The organism is Chryseobacterium sp. DT-167, assembly GCF_058310155.1.
In genome coordinates this window covers 141,970-168,327 of the sequence record NZ_JBZEEQ010000009.1, presented here as the reverse complement: position 1 = coordinate 168,327, position 26,358 = coordinate 141,970, and the positions used below count along the sequence as shown (strand labels likewise).

Sequence of the window (26,358 nt, the reverse complement as noted above, 5' to 3'; positions counted from 1 at the left end):
CTTGCATACAGTAAAAATTTTTTAGACGAATCGTTACTTTTTATAGTCAATTGCCGTGCTTTCTCTGATGGTTGACAAATCTCTTTAAAATTAATCATTTATCTAAAGATAAATTGGTTTTGTCTAAAACTAATAACGAAAGGGAGAATAAATTTTATCACCACTACATCTTTACTATATGTTTGCAAAAAAAAATGTATAAACAACTTTTATTATGTATTTCGTTATTATTTTTATTTTCCTGCGAAGATGAAACTAATACTTATGAAGTAGGAAGCTCCTGGATAGATGCTCAGTCTAAAATAGTGATGATTGATACTCTTACAGTAAAGATGTCTACGATAATGATGGACTCTGTGGTTACTTCCGGGAAAAGTGTAATGATGACAGGGAATATAAAAGATCAAACCTTTGGACAGGTGTCTTCTTCTTCTCTTTTTGAACTCACACCTTCAAGCTACACCTTAACATCACCCACCACTGCGGTTTTTGATTCTATTGTAATGTATCTTACCAATACAGATTTTTATTACGGAGACACCCTTAAAACATTCAGGCTCAACGTTCATCCTATGTCCGACAGAATAAAGCTTAATAATGGGTATCTTTATAATAAAAGTAATTTTAATTATTCAGCCAGTTCCATAGGAAGTGCCGAATTTTATCCGAGACCAAAAACTGACAGCAGCTATGTGAAAATTAAACTGGATCAATCTTACGGACAGACACTTTTTAATACTTTAAAAAATAATGATGTCAATAATCAGGAATATTTTCTGAATTTCTATAAAGGTCTTGCTTTAGTTCCTTCTTCTGATAATAATGCCATGCTGCGTTTCGGGATTAACTCTTCTTATCAGGTACAGATTAATAAGAGTACTAAAGAAAAGGTTTCAAACACCGTTAGAATGTATTATCATACCACATCACAAAACGGAACCGAATTGGTAAAATACACATTAGATCTGAATCCGAGTACCTCTTATCAGTATAACAAAGTGCAAAGTAATTTTGCTGGCTCTGAGCTGGCAAGTCTTACTCCTACAAATCCTATATTATCCACAAATTTAGGAAACAAAACATATCTTATGGCAGGAATCGGAGTTTACACTAAGGTAGAAATTCCATACCTGAAGTCACTGAAAAATTTATATGAAAATTATAAGATCATTGATGCTACTTTTTCGGTAAGTCCTGTTGCCGGATATTATTCTAATAGCTTTTATAATCCTAGTCCTCTTTATTATTATGTTGGTGACAAATTAAACCATATTGTAAGTGCATATACTTCTTCTGACGGAAGTACTGAAATTACCGCAAGTTTATCAGCCAACAGCGAGTTTCAAAATGAGCATGCCTATAGTTTTTCTTTAACAAGCTTTGTTAACAATATACTATCAGAATCTGCAAACTCCAACTACAATACACTTATTTATCCTTCTTCATATAGCGATGTACTTTCAGGAAAAACCGTGTTTGGAGATCAGAAAAACAAAACAAATCCCGCGAAGCTTAAAGTATATATTTTAGGATATTAATTCAGAATTATGAATAAAAAAAGTAAAATAATAATCGGCATATTATTCTCATGTGCTTTTGCATCAGAAACTTACGCTCAGAACTCTTCACCATATTCATATTTTGGAATAGGAATGTTTAATAATGTAGATAATGCCAGAAATATAGCTTTAGGAAACACCGGTATTGCTTTGGATGCACCAGATTATATCAATTCTAAAAATCCTGCTGCCATGACCAGTATTTCTACAAGGAACGTAGTTTTTGATATAAGCGGAATATTAAAGCACAATACAATTTCCAGTAATTTAGGATCAGATAAAAGACTGAATTCTAATTTTACTAATTTCAGTGCTGCTTTAAGGATTTCAAAAAATATTTTTGTTGGTGTAGGTATGCAACCTGCAACTTCTTCCGACTATAAGATTTCATCTACAATTCCAATCGAAGGAACCACCAGCGAATATCCTGTCACCTACGAAGGCAGCGGTGGTATTTCAAATTGGGGGATAAGTTTGGGATATAAAATTAATAATAACTGGAGTGTTGGAGGGAAAGTGAAAAACAATTTCGGAACAATTGTCCGTAACGAAATTATTACAACGACCTCTGAGGTGGAAATTAGTAGAAGTACAAGATATACCGGCTTCAGTTATAATTTAGGAACACAATACAAAAAAGACTTTACAGATAATTTTCAGCTGACTTTAGGTGGTATCGTTAATTTCGGGAGTAAGCTTGTTTCAAAAGGGGAAGTTTCATATACAGAAAATAAAGACTATACAAATAGTGTTATTTCAAAACTTTCTTCAAAGGATTCTTCGCTACCTTTAGAAATGGGATTAGGAATTGGTCTTTTGAAAAACGAAAAATACCGAATGACTTTTGACTTTACGCAAAGTAATTGGGAGAAAGTAAAAAATACCGAAACTTCAGAGCAATACTACAGGCAAAACACATATGGACTAGGTTTTGAAATTCTTCCCGGAAGAAAGCAGATTGAGAAAATTTCTGAAGCATTTATATACCGTTTTGGGGTTAATTATGATACCGGATATTATAAAATCAACAAAGCGAAAATTGATAAATTAGAGGCAACAGTAGGATTAGGTATCCCTTTAAATAAGGTAATGCTGAATGTAGGTTACGGATACGGAATTCACGGAGTTCAAAAAAACGTTTCAATAAAAGAAAATTATCATATGCTTAATGTCAGCATGAGTATTCTTGATACGTGGTTTAAAAAACGTTACATTGATTAAGGAATTATTAGCTGGTATCTAACAAATGAATCAGAAAGAAATAAATGTTATGATCCTTTATATATTATTATCATATTTTGATGTATGGTAATAACAAAAAAGCCTTTAAATATCACTATTTAAAGGCTTTTAATTTTTTGTCTCACAACTGGCGGAGAGAGAGGGATTCGAACCCCCGGACCTGTTACAGTCAATAGTTTTCAAGACTATCGCAATCGACCACTCTGCCATCTCTCCATAAACTACGAATATATCGTTATTTTTTGGTGGTGCAAATATAATATGTTTTTCTTAATCTTCAAAATATATTTTTAATTTTTTAAAAGAGAAATTTATTGTCGGGGTCTTCAGATTCTGAAAACAATCTCATTTAAGATTGAAATTTGAGAAAAAAAATATCCCGAAGAAATCGGGATGAAAAGTGAGCCAACTACGGGACTTGAACCCGTGACCTCTTCCTTACCAAGGAAGCACTCTACCGCTGAGCTAAGTCGGCATTAAAAGAAAAAAATCACGCTATAGAAGAGTGATTTTTTTGAGCGGAAGACGAGGGTCGAACTCGCGACATTCAGCTTGGAAGGCTGACGCTCTACCAACTGAGCTACTTCCGCAATTTTGTTTCCAAAACTATTGGTAAACGCTGTACAAATTTAATAAAAAGCCTTTAAATCTGCAACTTTTTAATATAAAATGTGGGGAGAGCAGGATTCGAACCTACGAAGCCGAAGCAACTGAGTTACAGTCAGTCCCATTTAGCCACTCTGGAATCTCCCCAGATATTTTATATTAAATTGAGCCTCCAGAGGGACTCGAACCCACGACCTGCTGATTACAAATCAGCTGCTCTAGCCAACTGAGCTATGGAGGCAATTTAATAAAAACTGAAAGCTATCAGAGAAATCTACTCTGTGCTGCATCAGCAGTTAAAAAAATTACACCTAAAGCGGTGAAATTGAGCGGAAGACGAGGGTCGAACTCGCGACATTCAGCTTGGAAGGCTGACGCTCTACCAACTGAGCTACTTCCGCAATTTTGTTTCCAAAACTATTGGTAAACGCTGTACAAATTTAATAAAAAGCCTTTAAATCTGCAACTTTTTAATATAAAATGTGGGGAGAGCAGGATTCGAACCTACGAAGCCGAAGCAACTGAGTTACAGTCAGTCCCATTTAGCCACTCTGGAATCTCCCCAGATATTTTATATTAAATTGAGCCTCCAGAGGGACTCGAACCCACGACCTGCTGATTACAAATCAGCTGCTCTAGCCAACTGAGCTATGGAGGCAAAATTAAAAAGATTTCAAAAGATCGATGTTCCTTTTTGCGAGTGCAAATATAGAACAGATTTTTTGAAATCTCAAACTTTTTAGTAAACTTTTTTTACTTTATTTTTTATGCCAATTCTTTTTTCTTGATTAACAGTTTCTTAGCAGCATCCACGCATAGATCCAAACTTTCTTCAAAACTTGTACTTGTCTTTTTTACTACGATATCGTCTCCGGGAACTACCAAAATAAGCTCTGTTGTTTTATTTGCCTTATCAGAATTGTTCTCAACTTTCAAAAATACTTTACATTCCTGAAGTTTGTCATAAAATGTATTAAGCTTACTTACTTTTTTGTCAACGTGTGACTCTAGCGGTTCGTGCGGAGTTAAGCCGATTGCCTGTACTGAAATCTTCATAATTCTTCTTTTTTGACAGCTCTTGGATGAGCCTGATTAAACACTTTTTTCAACTGTTCTATATTAGCATTCGTGTACACTTGTGTGCTTGCAAGACTGGAATGCCCTAATATTTTTTTAACTTTGGAAATCTCTGCACCATTGTCTAAAACATGCGTAGCAAAGCTATGTCTTAAAATGTGAGGACTTGTTTTTTTCTTCGAAGTTACAAGACTAAGGTACTTATTAACTACCACATAAACAAATTTTTCAGTCAGTTTTTTACCTTTCTTATTGACAAAGAAATATGATTTAAATTCTTCCTGAGGTTTTCTGATCTGCAGATAATTTAAAAGCAAATTTGCCAGATCTTCCGATATCGGAACATACCTTTCTTTATTTCCTTTACCCAAGATCTTTAGTTGTTGAACTTCTAAATTAACACTTTCAAATATTAAGCCACAAAGCTCCGCCTTACGAATCCCGGTTTGGTACAAAACCTCAACAATGCATCGATCTAATATGTTATCAGTTTTATCCATTATATCATTCTGAAGAACCTCCATTTCTTCCTGAGACATAGGAATTTGCTTCTCTGCATAAAATTTAAGGGAAGTAATTGTTTCTAAAGGAGAAACTTCAATTTCGCCCAATCTTAAAAGGAAAAGATAAAAACTTCGAAGTGATGAAAGCTTTCGGTTGATACTTCTTTTTGAAATATTATTTTCACTCAGCTCAACAATAAAGTTTCTGATCACTTTTTTGTCAGCTTTTGAAATATTTTCTGATGATTCTGTTTTGAGATAAAAAGAATAAAAATCATCAAGGTCTCTACGGTAACTTGTAATGGTATGAGGCGAATACCTCTTTTCTAGTTGTAGATAGTCTAAAAACTTTTCCCGCATAATGTATATATAAAACAAAAATCACTTCTCAAATATAACTATTTAAGAAGTGATTTAGTATGTGTTTAAGAAAATTTCTTAAGCTTGTTCTTCCTTGCTTAATCCTCTTTGCTTATAAGCCGCTTTTAATCTAGCTTGTCTAAGAGTTACAGAAGGCTTAATAAAAGCTTGTCTAGATCTTAATTGACGAACTGTACCAGTTTTATCAAATTTTCTCTTGTATTTTTTAAGTGCTCTATCGATGGATTCACCATCCTTTACAGGTATTATTAACATAATTTACATCTCATTTTGGATTGCAAAAATATAATTTTTTTCTTGATTGGCAAAATATTTTAAAATAAAATTGACATTAATTTCACACTCTTTTAAAAGTACTTTTTAATATGAATTAAATTTAAACAAAATATCGTATCTTTGCCTTCACTAAACATGGGGTTGACTGGTTTCGACAGCAAGACCAATGGGTAAGTAAGCATGCAGAGAACCGTAGCGCGATCTCTTTAATCCCTTGCTACAAACTTTTAACTGGCAACGAAGAGTTCGCTCTTGCAGCTTAATCCGAATAAAGTAAGATTTCAAGCGCTTTCCCGAAGATAGTAAGGAAGCAAGATGTCTCACAAATGCTCTGTTCTGCGGCGTTTGATTCTGAGATATAGTAATGCAGAAATAAGGTTTTGGGAGCTTTGACCAAGACTCGAAAATTTCAGAAGCTAAGGTTTAAGTTGGGTGTTTGCTCTCTGCTTAAGCTCGAAAATCAATAGTAAAATAAGCATGTAGAAATCTTATGTATTGCTTGTTTGGACGAGGGTTCGAATCCCTCCAACTCCACATTTAAAACTAAAGAGAATTCATTTTTTTGAATTCTCTTTTTTATTTGTACATACCACAAATTGCACCTCATCATAAAAAAGGCACGGTATATGCTAATATAAAATTATAACACCCAAAAAAATTATTATTATGAGAAGTTTACTATGGTTAGTCGCAGTTATTTGTATCATCGTTTGGCTTTTAGGAATGCTTAATGTCGTTCCGGGAATCGGTACAAGTTCTTTAGTGCATGTATTACTTGTAATTGCTATTATTGTAGTTCTTTACAATATTATCAGTGGCAGAAAACCGCTTGATTAAAATTTACACTAAACTACTATTAGAAAGAAAAAAAATACCAACATAATTTGTTGGTATTTTTTGAATATAGAAAGTAATGAAAATTGCTTAATAACCCTCATTTTGTACAAGATAACCGGGAACACTTGATGCACCATCCATCGCAGACTGAGGAATCGGGAACAATCTTTTTCTCACATCGGCATTGGTTTTTGATGTGTAAGGATCTTCATAATGTCCAAATCTGATCATATCCGTTCTTCTTGAGTATTCCCAATAAAATTCAAAACCTCTTTCTCTGTAAAGCAAATCAAGATTAATTGAAGTTAAAGCAGGCGGAGTTACATTCGGGCGTGCTGTTCTCGAAGCTCTTACAAAATTAACATCCGCTAAAGCTGCTCCTGCATTTCCTTTTCTCAACTGAGCTTCAGCTCTCATCAGATAAATATCTGCCAAACGTAAAAGAACAATATCAGCATTCCCTCTGTTTCTACCGGTATCCGACGTTCTGCTGAACTGGTATTTCGAAACCCTGTAACCGTCTGTATAATCTTTGTTATTCGGATTTTCGAGATCAATATCCAGAGTATGATTCACATAATTTACAAATCCATTTCTCTGTTCAATGATCGGATATATTTTATATTGTCCATTAACAGTTTGGAAAGGCTGCCCGTTTGAAGCGTTTCTCAATCCCCATTGAACTCCTCTCTGAATTCCCCTGTTGATTTCGTAAGTCGCACCATTGACAAGGAAATAATGATTCGCATCATTCGCAGGAGTAACTCCCGTTAAATTTTGCAAATTCAATGGCACTGTAAAGTTCTCTTTGTAAAATCTAGCATCTGCCTGAGCCGGATCTGTGCTTCCGTAAGCCTGAACCCAGGTATTGTAAAAATCAGATGTAATTGCAGGTCCGTCTGTTCCGTTTGCTTTCGGGAAAGCCGCCAATGGATATTGACTTCCTGATAAAGACCAATACCCCAATCTATTATGTGAAGTATTAAGATCCTGACGCTGATCAATTGCAAAAATTAATTCTTTATTTGAATGGTTATTATCATCAAAGATTGCAAAGTATTCCGGAGATAATGTAAATGAACCTGAATTAATCACCTTATTCGTGTATTCTATCACTTTATCCATATCCGTTGCAGAGAAAACCGGCGTTCCGTAAGGATTTCTATACACTCCTGCATTCAGGTAAAGCTGTGCCAAGAAACCATTCACTGAAGCCTGAGACATTCTTCCCGGACCTTTTGTATTGTCAAGATTATTTACTACAGCAAGAAATTCACTTTCGATATAAGAAATTGCTTCCTGCCTTCTTAAGATTTCCGAATTTTGACCGCTGTTATCTTTTTTAAATGCAATTCCCCAATAATCAAGCATCAACATATTATAGTAAGCTCTCAAAGCACGCATTTCAGAAACTCCTCTTGCCGCGTTTGCATCTGTTGCAGCTAAAGGCTGAAGTTTTTCAATAGCTGTAACTGTTCTCGAAATCATCAATCTCATGGCATCCCAAGTTTGCGACACCACAACATTTGTAGTTGTGGTTGTATGTTGGTGAAGCTCAATATATTTTCCTCCGTCGTACCAGTCGTTTCCACTTCCTCTTGGCGGAAGAATCGCCTGATCTGAACTGATCAACTGAAGACCATAATTTTTGGTATGGGTAAATGCATCAGGAAGTGGACCGTAAGCAGCAGCAATAAAAGATTCTACAGGCGTAGCAGTTATTGCCTCCAATGATTCATCGATTACCTGTTCATCAAGGTTTGTACATCCTACTACAACAAGAGTACTTAAACTAAGTATTGAGATTAAAAATTTATTTTTCATTTTTTCTTTTTTTAAATAATTAATTAAAATGCTACGTTTACGCCAAAAACAAAGCTTCTTGCCTTAGGATACGTTGCGTAATCAATCCCGAATGACTGAATTCCTCCCTGAGAAAGACCTGTATTGATTTCCGGATCAAAACCTGAATATTTGGTGATGATAAATAGATTCTGAGCCGTTACCGAAAATCTGATGTTTCTGATATGCTCACCAATTCCCAGAAATCGAGGATTCAGATTATACCCTAATGTTGCATTGTTTAATCTTAAGAAATCTCCTTTTTCCAGATATCTTGTAGAAATTGCATTGGTGTTGTTTAAGCTTTCATTAGGAAACTGCGTTGCTGCATCTGTAGTATTTTGAGAAATTCCCAGTCTCCCTCTTGAAAATAAAGTAGATGCTGTGTTGTTATAAATCATATTCCCTGCTACTCCATTGAAATTTAGCCCTAAATCAAAATTTTTATAAGCTGCTTTCAGATTGATATTGTAAGTGAAATCCGGCAATGCACTTCCAGCCGCTACTCTGTCATTATCTGTAATGATACCGTCTCCGTTTACATCTCTGAAAATGTTTGTACCATTGGCATTTATACCTAAAAATTCTCTTACGTAGAACGTTCCGATTGGTTCGTTATTGACATATCCGTTGATTACGGCATTAGTAGTTCCCGGACCTTGAGCCTCACCCGTAGAAATTACTTTGTATGGAGAATCTGTTACTTTGTTTTTAATGAAAGCCATGTTTCCACCAACGCTGTAAGTGAAAGCTTTGCTTGTATCACTATTATAATTCAGCGTAAGTTCTAAACCTGTATTTTTGATCTTCATATTTGAGATATTCTTCCACATTGTCGGAGCCGGCTCTACAGGATCTACAGTATTTATTACTGAAATAATATTATCAGAAATTTTGTTGAAGAAATCAACAGTACCCGTTAATCTGTTATTTAAAATTCCAAAGTCTAATCCAATATTGGTTTGGGTGGTTACTTCCCACTGAAGATCCGGGTTGTCGGCTCTTACCAGATAAACTCCTACAGGATAATTTCCACTGTCATTCAGAGGGTAAGTTGCTTGTGCAGTTCCATTGGAATCAGCCTGATAACTTCTTTTTGTTACTTTACCCGGAATTTCCTGATTTCCTGTTTTACCCCAGCTTGCTCTCAATTTTAAATTACTGATTGCACTTATGTTTTCCATGAAACTTTCTTTAGAAATATTCCATCCTGCGGCAACTGAAGGAAAAAAACCATATTTGTTATTGGCTCCGAATTTAGAAGATCCGTCTGCTCTTAAGGTAGCTGTTAAGAGATACTTATCCTGAAAACCATAATTTAACCTTCCAAACCAAGACTGCAATTCATTTTTGTTGGCAATAATCGTTGTGGTCTGATTGGCTGCTCCTGCTGCAGGAATTTGATATTGTGGCTCGATTCCGTTGAGTGGGAAATTCTGATAATACCAACCTCTCGATGTCAACATCAATTTCTGATAAGAATGCCCTGCCATTACATTAAAATCATGGTTGTTGATCTTAAATCTATAGGTCAAAGTATTTTCTAAAAGCGTGTTGTTGTTTGAATAATTGCTTACGTTTAAAGTTCCGATTTCCAAAGGGATAGCATTCGGAATATTCTGAATTACTCTTTCTGCTGTAGAATAATCAATTCCTAAATTCACCTTATAAGTCAATCCTTTAATGATTTCCACCGAAGGAGAGATGTTGGCTAAAATTCTGTTATTTGTAGTAAAATCTTTATAAATTTCACGACGAATCAGCGGATTGAAAGCACCATTGTTGAACACCGTCGTTGGCGCACCATTGGTATAAGCCGGATAAGTAGGATTCCAAGTAAGCATGGTGGAAACTACATCCGTTGCATTCGGTCTGTTGTTTTCGGTTCTTGTTCCGTTTAAGTTGAAATCAATATTAACTCTTCCGTCAAATGCTTTTTGCGAAACATTTACACGTCCTGAATATCTTTTCAGATTACTGTTATACAGAATTCCTTCCTGATCTTCATATCCTAAAGTTGCATAATAATTTGAAGTGTCTGTTGCTCCTGATGCTGAAAAATTTACATTTTTAGAAACACCTGTTCTTGTTAATTCATCCTGCCAATCGGTGTTTCCTCCCATATCATCCAATTTTCCTCCGGCAGCAATTACCTGTCTTCTGAATTCATCTGCACCGAAAACATTCATTTTATTAGCAAGATTGGAAATAGTGAGATTGGAAGAAAGATTCATCTGAGTTCTTCCTTTTTTGCCTTTTTTAGTAGTGATGATAATAACTCCATTGGCTCCTCTTGCACCATAGATTGCAGCTGCAGAAGCATCTTTTAAAATATCCATAGATTCAATATCATCAGGATTAATGAAGTTCATCGGGTTATTAGCGGTACCGGTGTTGCTGTTATCAATTACAAAACCGTCGATTACGTAAAGCGGTGTAGTTCCTGAACGTAAACTCCCAACTCCTCTGATGATAATATTTTGATTGGCTCCCGGTTCACCACTTATATTGGTAACATTTACTCCTGCAATTTTTCCCTGAAGTAACTGCCCCACATTTGCAACCATTCCTTTATTAAAATCTTCGCTTTTTACAGATCCTACAGATCCGGTGACATCAGATCTTTTCTGACTTCCGTATCCTACCATTACTACTTCTTCAATATCTTTCAATTGGCTCTCATCCTTGATAGTATCGGATTCTTTTTTTTGCGCAAATGTTAAGCTGACACAACTCATCAAAACAGTTGGCACGAGATAAATACGTTTCATTCTTTTTTTGTGCAAAATTAGGATCGCCGAAGGTCAAAATATGTTAATTAAGCTTTAATAAATGAATATCAAAAAGTTAATATAATATGAATTTTGTTACCGAAAATTAAATTTATATAAAGTTTTATAAAGTCCGATTTTCCAACAAACTTTTAATCAGCAAAATAGCCGTTAACATTAAATTAATGGAATTTTGATTCTTTTTTAAATCTTGATTAATGAGTAATTTCGCCAACTTATTTCACTTTTATAAAATTATTAAAAACATAAACATTATGAATTTTAAGTATCAAATTTTTAATTTAAAAAAAACATCTATATTTTCTTTGCTTCTTATTACAGCATTTTTTAAAAGTCAAACGCAAAAACCCATCAATATCATTTTTATGATAGGTGACGGAATGGGTGTTTCACAAGTTACTTCGGCATTCTATTTTGGAACTTCAGAACCCAACTTTCAAAAATTTAAAATTGTAGGACTTTCTGAGACATCTTCCACAAGTGATTGGGTTACCGATTCTGCTGCGGGAGCGACCGCATTGTCAACAGGCGAAAAAACTTACAAACGTGCAATTGGCGTTAATAAAGATTCAATAGCATTACCTACAATTTTAGAACAGCTTCAGAAAAAAAATTATCAGACAGGATTGGTTAGCCTTACAAGCATTACCCATGCAACACCCGCTTCCTATTACGCTCATGTAAAAGACCGGGATTTACATGAAGATATCGCTCTTGATCTTGTAAAAGCCAACGTCAATTTCTTAGCAGGCGGTGGTTTAAAATTTTTCAACAAAAGAAAAGACGGGAAAAATCTTTTAGCTGATTTTAAAAAACTCAACTATAATATAGATACACTGAAACTTTCAAAACCTATCCAGGATAAAAACAATTTTTATCTGTTAGCACAGGATGAACTTCCGAATAAAGTTCAGGGAAGAGGAGATTTCCTTCCTGAAGCTACCCAAACAGCCTTAGATTATTTTTCACAGAAAAATAAGCCTTTCTTTTTGATGGTGGAAGGCTCATTCATCGATTGGGGCGGTCATGCAAAAGACGGAGAAATGATGGTAAAAGAAGTTTTAGATTTTGATAAAACTATTGGCGTTGTAATCAAATTCATTAAAGAAAATCCAAATACACTTCTAGTCGTCACCGCAGATCACGAAACAGGTGGTGCAAGCATCGGAAAATTCATAGAAAAAGATCCTGCAACCGGAAAAGAGAAAAACACAAAAGACAAAGTACAGATCAATTTTATCGACAACCAGCACACCGCAGCTTTAGTTCCTGTTTTTGCAATGGGAAAAGGTGAAGAATTATTCTCAGGAGTCTATCCCAACAATACGATTTATCAAAAGCTGACTGAAGCACTGAAAAAATCGGGAGTTAAAATTAAATAGTTTTCAATTTTAAATTAAGCAAGTATGTTATTTAAAAATTACAAAGTAGTTTTTCTTCTATTCTTATTAATAGGAATGAAAATTTCAGCACAAAGCCCAAAAGCTCATTCTCACAATGATTACGAACAAAAAATTCCCTTCTGGTGTGCTTTGGGAGCCGGTGCAAAATCAATAGAAGCAGATGTTATTCTAAAAAACAACGAATTATTTGTAGCGCATGATGAAAAATCAGTTCTGAAAGAAAGAAGTTTTGAGAATCTGTATTTAAAACCAATCGAACAAGCTATTGAACTCAATTTAAATCCACAACAGCCTGTTCAGATTTTGATTGATATTAAAACTGATGCCACAACAACGTTGCAAAAAATCATTTCTGAAATTCAGAAGCATCCAAAAATTTCCAATCAGAAGATCTTTACTTTTGTCATTTCAGGAAATCAGCCGAAACCGGAAGAATTTATTTCCTATCCTGAATTTATAAAGTTTGATTATCAAAATCTTAAAAACCTTACTCCTCAGCAATGGGAAAAGGTAGCATTGATCAGTTTAAACTTTAAAAAATATTCAAACTGGAACGGCAAAGGCGGATTAACTGAAGAAGATCTTCCAATAATCACAGCCATCATTAAAGAAGCAAAATCTTTCAAAAGGCCAATCCGTTTCTGGGCGATCCCGGACTCAAAAACTTCGTGGGATTTTTTCGTCAATGCAGGTGTTGACTATATCAATACCGACAAACCGAAAGATTGCGTTGAATACATTTCAACTTTAAATACAAGGACTTTTAAAAACAATATTTTTTCAGAAGTTTACACCCCAAAATTCCTCTACAAAAATAAAAACGTACCTGTAAAAAATGTCATCCTGCTCATCGGAGACGGAAACGGACTTTCCCAGATCTCATCATCTGTTTTAGCCAATAAGGGTCAGCTGACTCTGACGCAGCTTAAAAACATCGGTTTAATTAAAACTTCTTCAGCAGACAATTTTTCAACTGATTCTGCAGCAGGAGCATCTGCTTTTGCAACAGGAAAGAAAACCAAAAACAGATTCATAGGTATAGATCGTGATGGAAAAACCATTGAAAATATTACTGAAATTTTATCTGAGAAAGGATTCAACACTGGCGTTATCACCACAGATGAAATCGTTGGCGCAACACCTTCCGCATTTTACGCTCATCAAAAAGACCGGGGTATGGAAAAAGAGATTGCTGAAGATCTTACGAAAAGCAAACTCACCTTTTTTGCAGCCGGCGGAAAATCAAAGATTTCAGATCTTCCACAGTTCACAATAGCAAAAACACCTGAAAGTATAGGAAAAAACAAAGCAGAACGTTTAGCATATTATATGTCAGAAAATGGAGTTCCCTCCGTTTTAAAGGGACGTGGAAATCTACTTTCAGAATTGGTTGAAAACGGTTTACAATATTTAAATTCTAAAAACAAACCTTTCTTTATCATGATTGAGGCCGCACAGATCGACAGCGGAGGTCACAGCAATAATACCGGAACCATCGTCACAGAAGGAATTGATTTTGATAAAGCCATCACAAAAGCAGTACAGTTTGCAGATCAAAACCCGGGCACATTGATCATAATTACCGCAGATCATGAAACCGGAGGATTCAGCATTCCGCACGGAAACTTACAAACCAATACCATTGAAGGAGACTTCACAACAGATGACCATTCAGCGACATTGATTCCCGTCTTTTCTTACGGACCAGAATCTGAAGCATTTAAGGGAGTTTATGAAAACAACGAGATTTTTCATAAAATATTAAAAGCTTTACAAATTAAATAGAACAACTTCTTTGTAGAAATCTATAAGTAAAACTTACAGACATTCCATTGCAAAATATTAATTCATACAGCTATTAACGTCAGAAAAATTTAGTTTTGAATTGAATTTTAATAAAAATTTAAACTAAAATGTTTTGATATTTAAAAAACTAAAAATATCATATCCCAGGAGTGAATTTAAATTAAATGATAAATACCTGAAAACTAAAATACTAAAGTCACGCACAATAAAATAAGCGGTATTGCTCGACAAAAAAGACTAAAAAAATGTTTTATCCTAAAGAATTTTATATATTTGCACAATCTAACAATTAAAAAAATAATTTACTATGTCAGACATTGCATCAAGAGTAAAAGCTATCATCGCTGATAAGCTTGACGTTGAAGAAACAGAGGTAACTCCAGAGGCTAGCTTCACAAATGATTTAGGAGCTGACTCACTTGATACCGTTGAGTTAATCATGGAATTTGAAAAAGAATTTAACATTCAGATCCCTGATGACCAAGCAGAAAAAATTACTACTGTAGGACACGCTATCGCTTACATTGAAGAAGTAGTAAATAAATAATATTCTTCAACAAAAAGAAATTTACAAAGTTTATGGAATTAAAAAGAGTAGTTGTAACCGGTTTTGGCGCCTTAACACCCATCGGTAATAATGCGAATGAATACTGGGAAAGTCTTGTAAAAGGCGAGAGCGGAGCCGCTCCGATTACTCTTTTTGATGCCACAAACTTTAAAACAAGGTTTGCTTGTGAGGTGAAAAACTTCGATCCGTTAGATCATTTTGATAAGAAAGATGCTAAAAAAATGGATCGTAACACCCAACTTGGTATGGTAGCTGCAAGAGAGGCAGTTGCACATTCAAGGATTATGGAAGACAATGTAGATAAAAACAGAGTCGGAGTAATCTGGGGGTCAGGAATTGGTGGTTTAGAAACTTTTGAAACTGAGGTTTTAGGGTGGGCAAATACAGATATTCCAAGATTCAACCCATTTTTTATTCCTAAAATGATTGCGGACATTACACCAGGACATATTTCAATTGAATACGGTTTCCATGGTCCCAATTATACCACTGTTTCTGCTTGTGCTTCATCTGCAAATGCATTGATTGATTCTAAAATGCTGATCCAGCTAGGAAAAGCAGACGTTATTGTTTGCGGGGGCTCTGAAGCTGCCGTTACAGCAAGTGGTGTTGGTGGTTTCAATGCAATGATGGCACTTTCTACAAGAAATGAAGATCCGAAAACAGCTTCAAGACCTTTTGACAAAGACAGAGATGGTTTTGTTTTGGGTGAAGGTGCAGGAGCAATCATTCTTGAAGAATATGAACACGCTGTAAAGCGCGGTGCAACAATATATGCAGAATTATTGGGTGGTGGTATGAGTGCAGACGCACATCATATGACAGCACCACATCCTGAAGGTTTGGGAGCTTATCTGGTAATGAAAAATTGCTTGGAAGATGCAGAATTAACTGCTGATGAAGTAGACCATATCAATATGCATGGTACCTCTACTCCATTAGGAGATCTTGCAGAATCCAGCGCAATTTCAAAATTATTTGGTGAGCATGCTTATGACATTCAGATTAATTCTACAAAATCAATGACAGGTCACCTTCTGGGTGCAGCCGGAGTTATTGAAGCTATTGCTGCTTTGGGATCTATTATCCACGGTATTGTTCCTCCTACTATCAATCATTTTACTGATGATGAAAAAATCGACAGCAGATTGAATTTTACATTCAATAAAGCTGTAAAAAAAGATGTGAAAGTAGCTATGAGTAACACTTTTGGGTTTGGTGGTCACAACGCTTGCGTTCTTTTCAAGAAAATCTAATTATCAACTGAATGGAGTTACAGAAATATTTTTCTAAATTCCTTCTCAAACAAAGAAAAAAAGTATTATCGGAAAGAGACTATTTTCTGAGCATGGAGCTTAATAAAATTTTAGGCACACCCGTTCAGAATATTAACTTTTACCGCGAAGCTTTTTCTATTAAAAGTTCTTCTAAAAATCAAGACAGCAACTACGAAAGACTTGAATTTTTGGGAGATTCTGTTTTGGGTACAATTGTTTCATGTCATTTGTTCAGCACTTATCCTAAAGGCAACGAAGGATATATGACGCAGATGAAATCTAAGATTGTAAATAGGAAAAATCTCAATAAATTAGGAGAAGATTTAAAACTTACCGGTCTTTTACAAAAAAACAACGCTTCTGTTGCTTTAGGAGAAAATATTGCAGGCAATCTCTTTGAAGCATTAGTGGGAGCTGTTTATCTTGATTTTCAATATGATACATGCAAAAAAATCGTATTGGAGAGACTTCTTACGCCATCAGAAATCAATAAGCTCGAAAACAAAATTGTGAGCTATAAAGGTCTTCTTCTGGAATGGAGTCAAAAGAAAAAGCTCAACATCAAGTATGAAACCTGTGAAGAAATTCAGGTAAACAAAAGCATTGTTTTCCGCTGCCATGTGTGGCTGGGTGAAGAAAAAATTGCCAACGCAACCGAAACCTCCAAAAAAAAGGCAGAAGAAAAAGCCGCGCAGAGAGCATTTTATATTTTGAATAAAAAAGAAAATATACTTGGAAATCCAAAAACTGTATGATCTTGACGATATAGAATTTGAAGATATTACCATAGGTTTGGTAAGATTAGCCAAAAATATACCCGATCACGAGTTTTTTTTTAAAATAAATCAAAGTAACGATCTTAAATTTTCAAGAATTAAGGATCTCGTTTTTCACGGTGTTTATTATGATTATTTTTTTCCGAGATATGAGGCATACCACAAGTTCACAAAGACTTGCTTCACATTTATTTCAAACAAATCTTCAGAAAGTAATCAAAAAAAATTACAAACTGAACTCTTCTCAGAAGAAGAAAACATTAAATTTTTATTAAATAATCAGACAGAAGTAGAATATATTCTGCATAGTCCGGAACAATTTACTGATTTTTCCGTAATTTTGCTGCCTGAAAATCTTGTGTTTCCAATTCAGGATTACAATCTGAGTTCTGAAGAAGAACTTTATCAAATAATACAGTATTATGAATAAGTATTTAAAGAAGACAAAAATTATCGCAACGCTTGGCCCCGCTTCCTCTTCAAAGGAAGTAATGTTAGGATTAATGAAAGCTGGTGTTGACGTATTTAGAATAAATTTTTCACACGCTGATTACGACCTGGTTCGTACCAATATTCAAACCATCAGAGACCTTAATAAAGAATATGGATATTCTGTAGGAATTCTGGCAGATTTACAGGGTCCAAAATTAAGAGTTGGGGTAGTAAAAGAAGGTTCATACCTGAATCCGGGAGATGTCTTGACATTTACCAATGAAAAGATAGAAGGAGACTCTACAAAAGTTTACATGACCTATCAGCAGTTTCCTCAGGATGTAAACGTTGGGGAAAGAATTTTGATTGATGATGGTAAACTTGTTTTAGAAGTTCTTGAAACCAACAAAATAGATACCGTAAAGGCGAAAACTATTCAAGGAGGGCCGTTGAGCTCCAAAAAAGGTGTTAACCTTCCTAATACCAATGTTTCGCTTCCCGCACTGACGGAAAAAGATATTCTTGATGCCAATTTCATGCTTGACATGGAAGTTGACTGGATTGCTCTATCTTTTGTACGTCACGCACAGGATATTATTGATTTGAAAGAATTGATCTCTAAGCATCCGAACGGTAAATTAAAAACACCGATCATTGCAAAAATTGAAAAACCTGAAGGAGTAAAAAATATTGATCAGATCTTACTGGAATGCGATGGATTGATGGTTGCACGTGGAGATCTTGGTGTAGAAGTTCCGATGGAAGAAGTTCCTGCGATTCAGAAAACATTGGTGGAGAAAGCAAGATTCTATTCTAAGCCTGTAATTATCGCTACACAGATGATGGAAACGATGATCAACAGTCTGACACCAACAAGAGCCGAAGTAAACGACGTTGCGAATTCTGTATTGGATGGTGCAGATGCGGTGATGCTTTCAGGTGAAACTTCCGTGGGAAGATATCCTATTCAGGTGGTTGAAAACATGGCAAAAATCGTTCAGAATATTGAGCAGACTAATTTTTACCAACATAAAAATGAACCGATCGAAAAAGACTTCAACTGTATCGACGAGAGATTTATCACCAACAGAGTTTGTCTTGCAGCGGTAAGAATTGCAAAAAGTACAAACGTTTCTGCGATTGTTACTTTGACGAATTCAGGATATACTGCGTTTCAGATTTCTGCGCACAGACCCAATTCTCACATCATCGTTTACAGCGCCAACAGACGTGTAATTACAATGTTGAATCTGCTTTGGGGAGTTCGTGCTTATTATTATGACATGAATAAATCTACAGATGAAACCATTATTCAGGTGAATATGCTGACTCATAACCACGGTTATATTGAAAGCGGAGATTTCGTAATCAATATCAACGCAACTCCATCATACGAAGGTGGAAAAACGAATACATTGAGATTAACGACTATTTAATCTTCCTGATATAAAAGAAAAACTCTCGAAAATATCGAGAGTTTTTTTATGTTTTTTATTTTCCTAAAACTGTTTTTGCCGTGACAAATTCTTTTAAAGCCAATAAAGAAAGCTCTGTTCCGTAACCTGAAGATTTTGTCCCTCCGAATGGAAAACGCGGATCAGAGCTCGTCATCCTGTTAATATTCACCGTTCCGGATTCTAAACCATGGATGAAAAACTGTTGACGGTCTGCGTTCTTCGTCCAGACTGAGTTTGAAAGCCCGAAAGGAATATTGTTTGCCATTTCTAAAGCTTCATCATCATTCTTAGCAATCATTACCATAGCTAAAGGTCCGAATAACTCTTCCTGCAAAATAGGATTACCTTCTTTTACATTAATTAACCCCGGATTAAATTCGGTGTCAGAAATTCTTTCCAAAGGAATAATAGCTTCTGCACCATTATCCAAAGCTTTTTGGTATTGTTTCTCTAGATCATCTGCCAAATCAGCTCTTGCCATTCCGCCTAATTTAGTTTCCTTCTTCATCGGATCTGCGGGAGCATATTTTTTATATTCTTCAATAAATTTTGGTAAAAAATCAAATTCGATATCTTTTTGAATAATAAATCTTTTTGCAGCCACACAAGTCTGCCCGCAGTTTTGAAGTCTTGCCAATGCGCCAACTTTTGCGGCTTCATCTAAATCTGCATCATCCAAAACGATAAAAGCATCACTTCCGCCAAGCTCAAGTAAAGATTTTTTAATCTTCTGTCCGGCAATCGATGCAACTTCTGCACCTGCTTTTTCGCTTCCTGTAAGACTTACGCCTTTAATAACGGGATGTTCAAGAATCTCTTTTACCTCTTTATGCCCAACTTCTAAATTCTGAAAAACACCTTCAGGAAAACCAGCTTCAATGAATACTTTTTCAATCGCATTACCACTTCCGAAACAAATGGAAGCATGCTTCAAAACAACAGTATTTCCAGCTAAAATTGCTGGAGTAGCAAATCTCAAAACTTGCCAGAAAGGAAAATTCCAGGGCATTACGCCAAGAATAACACCTTTTGGAACATAATGGATTTCTGAGATCGAATATTCGGAATCAATTTTTTCAGGCCTTAAAACATTTTCAGCTTCACCATAATAATTCATCATCAAAGCACATTTCTCCACTTCTGAGATAGATTGTGAAATGGGTTTATTCATTTCTTTGGTAATGATTTCGCCAAATTCCTGCGATTTATTTTTAAATAATTCTGCAGCTTTTGCAATTAACTTTTGTTTGTCTGCAAATGATATGCTTTTCCATTGTTTAAAAGCTTCATCAGCTTTGATCAGTTTCTTCTCTATTGATTGTTCCATGTTGTAATTACATTTAAATTCAAAAAAATGAATTTTTAAGCCTTTGGAATAGGCATAAGGAAGGCAACAAAATATGTACCTTGTTATTGTTTAAAAAAATGATATTGTCTATTGTAAATATGTCTTTCAAATCATCAGCCACTCATTCACCAGACTTGCAGCCAGTCTTGCCGTTCTGTCCTGAATATCAAACTGGGGATTCACTTCAGCTACATCTAATGCAACAAGTTTATCACTCTTCAAAATATGTTTATAAAAATGCATGAATGCTGCATCTGTAAACAATCCGTTGTAAGCTGCGGCAGAAACTCCGGGTGCAATTGAAGCATTGAATACATCCATACAAACCGTGAGATACAAAACATCGACTGATTCTACAAGTTCGTTGATACGTTCGTAAACAGAAGGAAGATTTTCAAAAAAAAGTTCATCAGCAAGAATATATTTCATACCGAGTTGATGAGCGGTATCAAACAATTTTAACGTGTTTGAATTTCTCTGAATACCGATATGCAGGGTATAATTATTTTCTTCCTGAGCGATTTGCCAGAATCCTGTACCTGAACTTGCTCCTACCCCATCTTCGGGTTTTCTGTTATCAAAATGAGCATCGATATTGATAATTCCGATTTTCTTATCCGGATATGCCTTTCTGATTCCTGAATAATGGGCAAAAGTAACTTCATGACCTCCACCCAAAACAAGAGATTTTGCCCCTTTTGCCAAAACCTGAGCAACATTCTCAGCAAGAGCATTTTGAGCTTTTTCTAAATCCCCATCTTCACAGGTGATATTACCGAAATCAAGCATAGAAAAATCAGGCATGATGACAGGAAAATTTGCCATGTTTTTTCTGATTATATCTGGTGCATCTTTCGCTCCTGCTCTTCCTTTATTTCTTCTTACCCCTTCATCCACAGCAAAACCGTGCAAAACGAAATCATTAGTTATAATAAGATCATGATTTTCTGCTTCCTGTACACGCTGAAAAAGTCTGTGAAACAATGGTTCTTCTCCGTCTAATCTTCCTTGCCAGATCATATTTTTTTATCTATTTAATTGATATTATAGCGTTCGAAACTTTGCCAATACTTGTCTTTATAAATTTCGAGTGACATTTTATATTCAGGATTATCTTTCATTATTTTATGAAAAACTTTGGAAGGCTCTCTGAAATCTTTACTTGCAAAATAAGTTTCTTTTATATTATCTGCACTTTCCCTGCCAATGTATAAATGTCCGTTTTCATTTTTAAGTTCTTCAATCAATTTTTCTTCGATATCAGTCAGTTTTTCATAGTCATCTTTCTCTGGAAATCCGTTATTATTTTCACCGTTGTAATATGTTTTCAATACCGAAATCCAAGGATATGAAGCTTTTGAATCATATTCTAACAGTGAAGTATTAATTGCGGCAATAAGCGGAAGTCCGTTTTGCAAACTCGCCTCAAAAATGGAAAACTTATCTTCCTCATCAAAATTTTTTACATTTTTATATTTTTCTGTAAATTCTCTTTCTCTCCATTGAAGGAAATCTTTCAACTTAGTTACTGGAATGAGTTCTTCTGACGCTTCATTTTTTCCGATCACATTAAATGTATCAATTTGCGTTGCAAAATTTAATTCACCTAAAAAGTTATCTAAAAAGATACAAACTCCGTTTACAACAGCATTTTTATTTTCCTCGGTCATATTTTCATACACAAAAGTAATATCGATCTCATCGGGATAACCTTCCATTTCATTTGCGTAGAAAAAAATGTTTTCGGTTGTGAATTCATGACCGTCCATGCTGATTCCGCTATCCAGATTCATTTCAGGTTTTAACGCCGTAAATTTCCAGTTTTCTAATTTTGGAGCAGCATCAATAAGTTCTTCAACAAAAACAATATTTTTAATCTCTCCTTCCGCAGTCAGGATAAACTCTACTGTAGAATCATCACTCATTCCGGAAAGAAAATAATAGCCTTCATTGATATGGCGAAGTTTAGGAGCAATAACCTCGAAAAAATCTTTCTCGATATGTACACGGTCTTTTACTACTTCATAAAACTCCTTCTCTTTAGTTAAAAACCAATCCCAAAAATCCTGGTAAATTGAAATTTCATGATTGGTATTTTCCTCTTTTTTACCGAAAGCTTTATCAGACAATCCCATTTTATTTTACTTTTATCCCATCTATAAAAACATTCTCCGCTTTCAAACTTCCCTGATTGTACAATACATTCTGAAAATTATCTGTTTTGAAAGTCACAAAATCTGCTTTTAAGCCGTTTTCTAATTTCCCTCTGTCTTCTAAACCAAGCGCATAAGCAGAACGGAAAGTCATTCCTGCCAAAACTTCTGCCGTAGTAAGCTTTTCATATGTTGCTAAAATCGAAGCCTGTGTAATTAAATTTCCCATCGGTGCTGAACCGGGATTCCAGTCGCTTGCTATAGCCAAAATTGCACCTGCATCCAACAGTTTTCTTGCAGGGGTAAATTTTTCACCCAAGCCTAAACTTGCGCCAGGGAGTGCAGTTGCCACCGTATCTGACTGTGCTAAAAATTGAATATCTTCATCAATTGTCGCTTCCAAATGGTCTGCAGATTTTGCTCCCACTTCAACGGCAATTCTCGAACTTCCGGGGGTAAACTGATCTGCATGAACAGTAATTTGGAAACCTAAATCTTTAGTTTTTAACAAAAATTCTTTACTTTCTTCCGGCTGAAACGCTGATTTTTCAATAAAAATATCAACACGATCAGATAATTTTTCTTCTTTTACTTTGGGTAAAATTTCATTTAAAATATAATCTAAATACGCTTTGTTATCGCCTTCAAAATCTCTCGGTTTCAGATGTGCAGAAAGACAGGTCGGAACCAAAGTTGCCTGAGTTTGAGACTGTGCTTTTTTGATGATCCGGAGCATCTTTAGTTCATTCTCAACATCTAATCCGTATCCGCTTTTCACTTCAATAGTTGTAATTCCTAAAGCAGTCAAAATATTGATCCTTTCCAGTAAAGTTTTTAATAATTCTTCTTCGGAAGCATTTCTTGTATGCTGAACCGAGCTCCAGATTCCACCTCCGTTTTCTGCAATTTCCAGATATGTTTTTCCTGCATTTCGCATGGCAAAATCATTGGCACGGTTTCCACCAAAACAAATATGCGTGTGAGAATCTACAAATGCTGGTAAAACGATTTGCTCGTCTTTAATGTGTTCGATCTCGATATTTTGATTTTCTGATCTCAAAATTTCAAAGTTTCCGACTTTTTGAATCTTACCGTCATTAATTAAAACTCCTCCATCGATAATAATCTCAAGTTGATCGTCAGAAATTTTCCCTCTTAAAGGAAGATCAGCAAGTGTTACAACCTGCTTGAAAGGTCCAAATAATTTCATTAAATAGGGGTTAAGTTTTAGATAAAAAGTATTATTTTTCATTCATCCCAGATTCACAGATGGAACGCATAGTTTGTCATTCCGCAGGAATCTTACATAATGATAAATACCAAATTTTTTATCTTAAAATTTTCTCTCTCAAAAATACTCAAAATATATCAATTTCTTTTCGTCATATGCTTTGTTGTGGCAACCAGTCTTTATATCAAAAACTTATCTTCAAATAATCTTAATCTCATCCTCAATCTTAACCTCATTTTTTCCTATCTTTGAGGTAAATGAAATGAATTAATGCCAGATTTTTTACATCCTGATAAGGAAAATTTTTCCCAAGACGAACTGATACAGGAGGAGAAAATTCGTCCGCAGAGTTTTAAAGATTTTGCCGGACAAAGAAAAACACTTGAAAATCTAGAAGTTTTTGTAGCCGCCGCAAAGAATCGTGGTGGTGCACTTGATCATGTACTTTTGCATGGTCCGCCAGGTTTAGGCAAAACTACTTTAGCCAATATTATCGCCAATGAACTGGGCGTAAACTGTAAAATCACTTCGGGACCTGTTTTGGATAAACCCGGAAGTTTGGCAGGCTTGCTCACCAATCTGGAAGAGAATGATGTGCTTTTTATTGACGAAATTCACAGACTTTCTCCCATTGTGGAAGAGTATTTATATTCTGCAATGGAAGATTACAAAATTGATATCATGCTTGAAACAGGTCCTAATGCAAGAAGTGTTCAGATCGGTTTGAATCCTTTTACATTAGTTGGCGCAACCACCAGAAGCGGAATGCTGACAAAACCAATGTTGGCAAGATTCGGAATTCAAAGCAGGTTAGAATATTATACGATCGAGCTTCTTTCGATGATCATCATCAGAAGTGCAAGAGTGTTGGGCGTAACCATTTATGAAGATGCCGCCATTGAAATTGCAAGAAGAAGCCGCGGAACACCGAGAATAGCAAATGCTTTATTGAGAAGAGTTCGTGACTTTGCGGAAATTAAAGGAAATGGTGAAATTGAAATTAATATTACCACATATGCCTTAAATTCTTTAAATGTTGACGAATTTGGTTTAGACGAAATGGACAATAAAATTATGCGCGTCATGATTGAAAATTTCAAAGGTAAACCTGTAGGAATTTCAGCACTGGCAACTTCAATTGCTGAAAATCCGGAGACTTTAGAGGAAGTTTATGAACCTTTTCTTATTCAGGAGGGCTTTATCATCCGGACTCCAAGAGGGCGTGAAGTTACCGAAAAAGCATACCGCCACTTGAATATTGCCATTCCCAGAAGTCCGGGAGAATTATTTTAAACTATGTTTGTTCCTAAATTATACAGAAGTGAAGATCATAATCTGATGAAAAAAATCATCAGAGAAAATGCATTTGCATTGCTCATTTCTTCAAATGACAAAATAAGAGCCACTCATTCTATGATGATGCTTAACGAAAATGATCCGGAGCAGATTCATATAGAAACTCATATTTCCAAAGCCAATCCCCAAGCAAAAATATTGAATGATGGGGATGAAGTTCTGTGCGATTTTTTAGGAGCACACACTTACATTTCGAGCAGTTGGTATGATCATCTTAATGTTTCTACCTGGAATTACGAAGCGGTTCAGGTCTATGGAAAAGTGAAACTTATGAATCACAATGAGCTTTATAATCATCTTGAAAAGCTGACAGCTAAATACGAGAAAGCTCAAAAATGTCCGGTTTTAGTAGAAAACATGGATAAATATTTTGTCGAAAAAGAAATGAAAGGTGCTTTCGGTATTAAGATTTTCCCTACTGAAATTTTTATTCAGCAAAAACTTTCTCAAAGCAGAAAAGAAGCAGATTTTCAGAATATTATTTCTAATCTGGAAAATTCTGAGGATGAAAACAGCAGAAAAATTGCAAACCAAATGAAATCAATAAAAATTAAATAACATATATTATATGAAGCTCTATCCTATCCAATGCGGAAAATTCAAGCTCGACGGCGGCGCAATGTTCGGAGTCGTCCCAAAAAGTCTGTGGGAAAAAACCAACCCTGCAGACGAAAGAAACTTAATTGAACTGGGAACCCGCTCTCTATTAATTGAGGACGGGAAAAAACTCATCCTTGTAGACTGTGGCTTAGGAAATAAGCAGGACGATAAATTTTTTGGTCATTATTCTCTTTGGGGCGATGATAACTTAGATAAAAATTTAAAAAAATATGGCTTTGTAAAAGAAGATATCACCGATGTTTTCTTAACGCATTTACATTTTGACCACTGTGGCGGAGCAATTGAATGGAATGATGACAAAACCGGATACAGACCTGCATTTAAAAACGCTCAGTTCTGGACCAACGAAAATCACTGGCAATGGGCAACTGAACCAAACGCAAGGGAGAAAGCAAGCTTCTTAAAAGAAAACATACTTCCGATTCAGGAAAGCGGTCAGTTGGGATTTTTACCACTACCTGCCAATGGAAATTATGGTTTCACGCCAGAACTTAAAATGGATGTCATCTTTGTAGATGGTCACACCGAAAAGCAGATGCTTCCTGTAATACAATATCAGGAAAAAACCATTGTTTTTGCAGCTGACCTAATTCCGACAGCAGGACATATTCCTCAAGTTTATGTGATGGGTTATGACACAAGACCTCTATTAACTATTGAAGAAAAAGCTAAATTTTTGAAGCAGTGCGTAGACAATGATTATCTTCTGTTTTTTGAACATGATGCTCATAATGAACTGGCAAGTCTTAAAATGACTGAGAAGGGAGTACGATTGGATGAAACGTTTAGCTTTAATGAAGTTTTCGGTTATTAAC

The 26,358-nt window shown here is 35.3% G+C and carries 22 protein-coding genes, 8 tRNA genes and 1 other RNA gene; 14 read left to right on the top strand and 17 right to left on the bottom strand.

The genetic code is table 11. From position 1 onward, the window contains the following. The first annotated feature begins 194 nt into the window (after positions 1 to 194). Positions 195 to 1,538 carry a DUF4270 family protein gene (locus AC4FQ5_RS13415; protein WP_491144054.1) on the top strand — a complete coding sequence of 448 codons (1,344 nt, stop codon included), beginning with the start codon at positions 195 to 197 and terminating at the stop codon, positions 1,536 to 1,538. A gap of 9 nt (positions 1,539 to 1,547) precedes the next feature. Next, positions 1,548 to 2,780, top strand: coding sequence for a BamG family beta-barrel-assembly machinery protein (gene bamG, locus AC4FQ5_RS13410; RefSeq protein WP_491144052.1), 1,233 nt, complete (start codon positions 1,548 to 1,550; stop codon positions 2,778 to 2,780). A gap of 149 nt (positions 2,781 to 2,929) precedes the next feature. On the opposite strand, the gene AC4FQ5_RS13405 is transcribed toward bamG, so the two are convergent. The 11 genes from AC4FQ5_RS13405 to rpsU form a co-directional block, all read right to left on the bottom strand. Beyond that, positions 2,930 to 3,017: transfer RNA gene (locus AC4FQ5_RS13405), tRNA-Ser, on the bottom strand. Positions 3,018 to 3,204: 187 nt separating this feature from the next. After that, positions 3,205 to 3,276 (bottom strand) — tRNA-Thr (locus tag AC4FQ5_RS13400). Between the two features lie 42 nt (positions 3,277 to 3,318). After that, positions 3,319 to 3,391: transfer RNA gene (locus AC4FQ5_RS13395), tRNA-Gly, on the bottom strand. Positions 3,392 to 3,473: 82 nt separating this feature from the next. Further along, a tRNA-Tyr gene (locus tag AC4FQ5_RS13390) sits at positions 3,474 to 3,554 on the bottom strand. A 20-nt stretch (positions 3,555 to 3,574) separates the two neighbouring features. Beyond that, a tRNA-Thr gene (locus tag AC4FQ5_RS13385) sits at positions 3,575 to 3,648 on the bottom strand. Positions 3,649 to 3,735: 87 nt separating this feature from the next. Beyond that, positions 3,736 to 3,808, bottom strand: a tRNA-Gly gene (locus AC4FQ5_RS13380). Between the two features lie 82 nt (positions 3,809 to 3,890). Next, a tRNA-Tyr gene (locus AC4FQ5_RS13375) sits at positions 3,891 to 3,971 on the bottom strand. A gap of 20 nt (positions 3,972 to 3,991) precedes the next feature. Then, positions 3,992 to 4,065 (bottom strand) — tRNA-Thr (locus AC4FQ5_RS13370). A gap of 107 nt (positions 4,066 to 4,172) precedes the next feature. Then, entirely contained in the window at positions 4,173 to 4,463 is a 291-nt protein-coding gene (locus tag AC4FQ5_RS13365) for an HPF/RaiA family ribosome-associated protein (protein ID WP_300352116.1), read from the bottom strand. Further along, on the bottom strand, positions 4,460 to 5,347 hold the full coding sequence (locus AC4FQ5_RS13360) for a tyrosine-type recombinase/integrase (protein WP_491144050.1): 888 nt from the start codon (positions 5,345 to 5,347) through the stop codon (positions 4,460 to 4,462). The genes AC4FQ5_RS13365 and AC4FQ5_RS13360 overlap by 4 nt, the downstream gene beginning before the upstream one ends. A 78-nt stretch (positions 5,348 to 5,425) precedes the next feature. Then, positions 5,426 to 5,623, bottom strand: a complete 198-nt coding sequence (rpsU, locus tag AC4FQ5_RS13355; protein ID WP_034702010.1) for a 30S ribosomal protein S21 — start codon at positions 5,621 to 5,623, stop codon at positions 5,426 to 5,428. Between the two features lie 158 nt (positions 5,624 to 5,781). Between rpsU and ssrA the strand changes: the two genes are divergently transcribed. Together ssrA and AC4FQ5_RS13345 are read left to right on the top strand one after the other, a co-directional pair. Next, positions 5,782 to 6,181, top strand: a transfer-messenger RNA (tmRNA) gene (ssrA, locus tag AC4FQ5_RS13350). A gap of 129 nt (positions 6,182 to 6,310) precedes the next feature. Beyond that, complete coding sequence (locus AC4FQ5_RS13345; RefSeq protein ID WP_117584646.1) at positions 6,311 to 6,481, top strand: lmo0937 family membrane protein; 171 nt, start codon at positions 6,311 to 6,313, stop codon at positions 6,479 to 6,481. Positions 6,482 to 6,568: 87 nt separating this feature from the next. On the opposite strand, the gene AC4FQ5_RS13340 is transcribed toward AC4FQ5_RS13345, so the two are convergent. Continuing rightward, positions 6,569 to 8,305, bottom strand: coding sequence for a RagB/SusD family nutrient uptake outer membrane protein (locus tag AC4FQ5_RS13340; RefSeq protein ID WP_491144048.1), 1,737 nt, complete (start codon positions 8,303 to 8,305; stop codon positions 6,569 to 6,571). 23 nt (positions 8,306 to 8,328) lie between these two features. Further along, on the bottom strand, positions 8,329 to 11,094 hold the full coding sequence (locus AC4FQ5_RS13335; RefSeq protein ID WP_491144046.1) for a SusC/RagA family TonB-linked outer membrane protein: 2,766 nt from the start codon (positions 11,092 to 11,094) through the stop codon (positions 8,329 to 8,331). Between the two features lie 275 nt (positions 11,095 to 11,369). Here AC4FQ5_RS13335 and AC4FQ5_RS13330 point away from each other — a divergent pair, with 275 nt between their 5' ends. The 7 genes from AC4FQ5_RS13330 (at position 11,370) to pyk (ending at position 18,813) form a co-directional block, all read left to right on the top strand. Beyond that, a complete protein-coding gene (locus tag AC4FQ5_RS13330; protein WP_491144044.1) occupies positions 11,370 to 12,497 on the top strand; it encodes an alkaline phosphatase in 1,128 nt (375 codons plus the stop codon). 24 nt (positions 12,498 to 12,521) lie between these two features. After that, positions 12,522 to 14,303 (top strand): alkaline phosphatase, encoded by a 1,782-nt coding sequence (locus tag AC4FQ5_RS13325; RefSeq protein ID WP_491144042.1) that lies wholly within the window; start codon positions 12,522 to 12,524, stop codon positions 14,301 to 14,303. Between the two features lie 328 nt (positions 14,304 to 14,631). Further along, positions 14,632 to 14,871 (top strand): acyl carrier protein, encoded by a 240-nt coding sequence (locus AC4FQ5_RS13320; RefSeq protein ID WP_002976354.1) that lies wholly within the window; start codon positions 14,632 to 14,634, stop codon positions 14,869 to 14,871. 32 nt (positions 14,872 to 14,903) lie between these two features. After that, entirely contained in the window at positions 14,904 to 16,148 is a 1,245-nt protein-coding gene (gene fabF, locus AC4FQ5_RS13315; RefSeq protein WP_300352164.1) for a beta-ketoacyl-ACP synthase II, read from the top strand. Positions 16,149 to 16,159: 11 nt separating this feature from the next. Continuing rightward, positions 16,160 to 16,924: a ribonuclease III gene (rnc, locus tag AC4FQ5_RS13310; protein ID WP_491144029.1), complete on the top strand. Its 765-nt coding sequence runs from the start codon at positions 16,160 to 16,162 to the stop codon at positions 16,922 to 16,924. Continuing rightward, the gene (locus AC4FQ5_RS13305; RefSeq protein WP_300352168.1) at positions 16,902 to 17,375 is read left to right on the top strand and encodes an IPExxxVDY family protein; all 474 of its coding nucleotides are present in this window, start codon (positions 16,902 to 16,904) and stop codon (positions 17,373 to 17,375) included. The genes rnc and AC4FQ5_RS13305 overlap by 23 nt, the downstream gene beginning before the upstream one ends. Beyond that, on the top strand, positions 17,368 to 18,813 hold the full coding sequence (gene pyk / locus AC4FQ5_RS13300; protein ID WP_491144027.1) for a pyruvate kinase: 1,446 nt from the start codon (positions 17,368 to 17,370) through the stop codon (positions 18,811 to 18,813). The genes AC4FQ5_RS13305 and pyk overlap by 8 nt, the downstream gene beginning before the upstream one ends. Before the next feature lie 55 nt (positions 18,814 to 18,868). Here the strand turns inward: pyk and AC4FQ5_RS13295 are convergent, their stop codons facing one another. The 4 genes from AC4FQ5_RS13295 to hutI form a co-directional block, all read right to left on the bottom strand. Next, positions 18,869 to 20,161, bottom strand: coding sequence for an aldehyde dehydrogenase family protein (locus AC4FQ5_RS13295; RefSeq protein WP_491144025.1), 1,293 nt, complete (start codon positions 20,159 to 20,161; stop codon positions 18,869 to 18,871). A 126-nt stretch (positions 20,162 to 20,287) separates the two neighbouring features. Beyond that, on the bottom strand, positions 20,288 to 21,202 hold the full coding sequence (gene hutG / locus AC4FQ5_RS13290; RefSeq protein WP_491144023.1) for a formimidoylglutamase: 915 nt from the start codon (positions 21,200 to 21,202) through the stop codon (positions 20,288 to 20,290). Positions 21,203 to 21,216: 14 nt separating this feature from the next. Continuing rightward, a complete protein-coding gene (locus tag AC4FQ5_RS13285; RefSeq protein ID WP_491144021.1) occupies positions 21,217 to 22,317 on the bottom strand; it encodes a DUF695 domain-containing protein in 1,101 nt (366 codons plus the stop codon). 1 nt (position 22,318) lies between these two features. Next, positions 22,319 to 23,545: an imidazolonepropionase gene (hutI, locus tag AC4FQ5_RS13280; protein ID WP_491144019.1), complete on the bottom strand. Its 1,227-nt coding sequence runs from the start codon at positions 23,543 to 23,545 to the stop codon at positions 22,319 to 22,321. A 291-nt stretch (positions 23,546 to 23,836) separates the two neighbouring features. Here hutI and ruvB point away from each other — a divergent pair, with 291 nt between their 5' ends. The 3 genes from ruvB to AC4FQ5_RS13265 are packed head-to-tail and all read left to right on the top strand — an operon-like array spanning position 23,837 to position 26,357. Beyond that, positions 23,837 to 24,859: a Holliday junction branch migration DNA helicase RuvB gene (ruvB, locus tag AC4FQ5_RS13275; RefSeq protein WP_300352178.1), complete on the top strand. Its 1,023-nt coding sequence runs from the start codon at positions 23,837 to 23,839 to the stop codon at positions 24,857 to 24,859. 3 nt (positions 24,860 to 24,862) lie between these two features. Then, the gene (locus tag AC4FQ5_RS13270; protein WP_491144017.1) at positions 24,863 to 25,480 is read left to right on the top strand and encodes an FMN-binding negative transcriptional regulator; all 618 of its coding nucleotides are present in this window, start codon (positions 24,863 to 24,865) and stop codon (positions 25,478 to 25,480) included. A gap of 10 nt (positions 25,481 to 25,490) precedes the next feature. Continuing rightward, positions 25,491 to 26,357, top strand: coding sequence for an MBL fold metallo-hydrolase (locus AC4FQ5_RS13265; protein ID WP_491144015.1), 867 nt, complete (start codon positions 25,491 to 25,493; stop codon positions 26,355 to 26,357). Position 26,358 lies beyond the last annotated feature (1 nt).